This is a genomic window from Agromyces binzhouensis, assembly GCF_004135055.1.
GTDB lineage: Bacteria > Actinomycetota > Actinomycetes > Actinomycetales > Microbacteriaceae > Agromyces > Agromyces binzhouensis.
The window spans coordinates 1-2,509 of record NZ_SDPL01000442.1; the positions used below are offsets into that span (position 1 = coordinate 1).

Consider the following 2,509-nt stretch of genomic DNA (forward strand, 5'->3'; position numbering starts at 1 on the left):
GACGAAGCCGGAACGCCGCGCGAGGATCGGCCGCGCGTCGCCCGGCCGCTCCGGGGCGGGCGCCGTCGCGCGATCGTCGGCCCCCACGCGGGCGATGGTGCGCGCGGTCTCGCGATGCACGTCGCGCAGCATCGTCTCGACCCGCAGCCGGCTCGCGAGGTGGGCCAGGAAGAGCACGAGGACGACGACGCTCATGAGCGTGAGCACGAAGGCGACGGTCACCGCGATCCGGGGGACCCGATCGCCGGCGTCCTCGACGGTGCGCAGCACGGTCAGGGCGTACGCGAAGGTGCCGAGGAAGATCGCGAGGGTCAGGTGGACCATGCCGTCCGACGCGAACTGGCGGAGCACGCGCGGAGACGCCTGGTTGCTCGCGAGCTGCAGGGCGACCACGGTGAGCGAGAAGGTCAGCGAGGTCGCGGTGATGAGCGAGCCGCTGATCGTCGTGAGCACCGCCCGCGCGGCCTCGGTCCCCCCGCTGAAGAGCAGTGCTCCGAGCCAGGGCGGGAGCTGATCGTCGACCGCGGCGTCGAGCAGCGGGAGCAGCACGCCGGCGATGACGGCGGCGATGATCGCCGCGACGGGCAGCGGCCAGATCCGCGACGACACGGACTCGGCGAGGGTGGCCCACCAGCGGCGGGCTCCGTCGGACGTCGTCGTCATTCGTCGAACCTCCCGCAGCCAGAGTACGGGAGGCCCCCGCGAGGCCTACGCCTCGACGAGGGTGCGGCGGATGACGCTCGTGAAGAAGCCGAGCCCGTCGACGCCCGATCGCATCGCGGCGGCGGTGTCGGGGCCGAAGCCCGGCTCGACCGCGTGCTCGGGGTGCGGCATGAGTCCGACGACGTTCCCGGCGGCGTTCGTGATGCCCGCGATGTCGCGGAGCGATCCGTTCGGGTTCACGCCCACGTAGCGGAAGGCCACGCGCCCCTCGCCCTCGAGCCGATCGAGCGTCTCCTCCGAGGCGATGAACCCGCCCTCGCCGTTCTTCAACGGGATGGTGATCTCCTGGCCGGCCTCGAACTCACCGGTCCACGCGGTCGACGCGTTCTCGACGCGCAGGACCTGGTCGCGGCAGATGAACGAGCCGTGGTCGTTGCGGATCAGGCCGCCCTCGAGCAGGTGCGCCTCCGCGAGCATCTGGAAGCCGTTGCAGATGCCGAGGACCGGCATGCCGGCGTTCGCCGCGTCGACGACCTCGGTCATGATCGGGCTGAGCGAGGCGATCGCTCCGCAGCGCAGGTAGTCGCCGTAGCTGAAGCCGCCCGGGAGGATGAGGGCGTCGACGCCCTCGAGGTCGTGCGATCCGTGCCAGAGCGCGACGGGCTCGCCGCCCGCGAGCCGCACGGCGCGCTGCGCGTCGCGGTCGTCGAGCGAGCCGGGGAACGTGATGACGCCGATGCGCATGGGCCGACTCCCCGCGCTCAGTGGGTCTCGCCCGCGGGGGCGTCGTAGCCGTCGTGGTGACCTGCCGCCTCGCCGGCCAGTTCGGCGTTCGACTGCTCGTAGTGGATGCCCACGACGTCCTCGATGACCGAGTTGGAGAGCACGTGCTCGGCGAGGGCGGCGACCTCGGCGCGGACCGCGTCGTCGATCGGGCCGTCGACGGTCAGTTCGAAGCGCTTGCCGACCCGGACCCCGCTGATCGAGTCGTGCCCGGTACGGGAGAGCGCGCCGGCGACGGCCTTCCCCTGCGGGTCGAGCAGTTCGGCCTTGGGCATCACTTCGACGACGATGGTGGGCACCGCGGTTCTCCGTTCGGTGTCGAGGGTGTGGATGCGTCGATTCTATCCGTCGGCCGGACGCCGCTCGTCGCCCGCCGTAGACTGCGGGCGTGACGGCTCGGACCGCCGGTCGCGAGCGGCTCTCGAGGGCCGACGCGGCGAACATCGCGATGGACGTTCCCGACCAGGTGAACGCGTTCCTGATGGCCGGCGTGCTCGCTCCGGGCGGAGCGGTCGGCGCCGACGGCTCGGTGGACCTCGACCGCGTCCGGGCGAGCCTGGCCTCCCGGATCGCCGCGGTCCCGCGGCTCTCGCAGCGCGTGGTCCGCGACGGACGCGCGCTGGCGTGGGAACCGGTGGCCCTCGATCTCGCGCGACAGGTGCGCACCGTCGAACCGGTGGACGGGCGCGCCGGCCTCGAGGAGCTCTGCGCCCGGCTCATGGTCACGCCGATGGCGCTCGACCGGCCGCTGTGGGAACTGCTCCTCGTGCCGGGGGTCGCGCCCGATCGCCTCGGCGTCGTGCTGCGCATCCATCACGCCCTGGCCGACGGCATCGCCTCGGTGCGACTGGTCGAGCGCCTGCTCGCACCCGAAGCGCGAGACGAGGCGGATGCCGCGCCGCGGACCCCGAACGGAGCTTCCGAGGTCGCCGCCGAGGCCGCGCCCGCACGCGGCGTGCGTGCGATCGCATCCGGCGTCGAGCGCACGCTGGGCATGTTCCGGCAGGCGGTGCCGGACACGGTCCTCCTCGGTCCGATCGGCCCGCGGCGCGGCGTCGCGTTC

General features: G+C 73.1%; 4 protein-coding genes. 1 reads left to right on the forward strand and 3 read right to left on the reverse strand.

Annotated features, from left to right (window positions below; genetic code table 11):
• From ESO86_RS15390 to purS, 3 genes are all read right to left on the reverse strand, one after another.
• A partial coding sequence (locus ESO86_RS15390) for a DUF2254 family protein (protein ID WP_165307987.1) occupies nucleotides 1–663 on the reverse strand: 663 nt, incomplete at its 3' end.
• Between the two features lie 45 nt (nucleotides 664–708).
• The gene (purQ, locus tag ESO86_RS15395; RefSeq protein ID WP_129235762.1) at nucleotides 709–1,407 is read right to left on the reverse strand and encodes a phosphoribosylformylglycinamidine synthase subunit PurQ; all 699 of its coding nucleotides are present in this window, start codon (nucleotides 1,405–1,407) and stop codon (nucleotides 709–711) included.
• Nucleotides 1,408–1,424: 17 nt separating this feature from the next.
• On the reverse strand, nucleotides 1,425–1,745 hold the full coding sequence (gene purS / locus ESO86_RS15400) for a phosphoribosylformylglycinamidine synthase subunit PurS (protein WP_207207174.1): 321 nt from the start codon (nucleotides 1,743–1,745) through the stop codon (nucleotides 1,425–1,427).
• Between the two features lie 89 nt (nucleotides 1,746–1,834).
• Here purS and ESO86_RS15405 point away from each other — a divergent pair.
• On the forward strand, nucleotides 1,835–2,509 hold a 675-nt coding region (locus tag ESO86_RS15405), incomplete at its 3' end, for a wax ester/triacylglycerol synthase domain-containing protein (RefSeq protein WP_277985239.1).

Coding starts and splice junctions, on each gene's coding strand:
- purQ (WP_129235762.1), bottom strand. CDS start 1,407: ATGCGCATCGGCGTCATCACGTTCCCCGGCTCGCTCGACGACCGCGAC.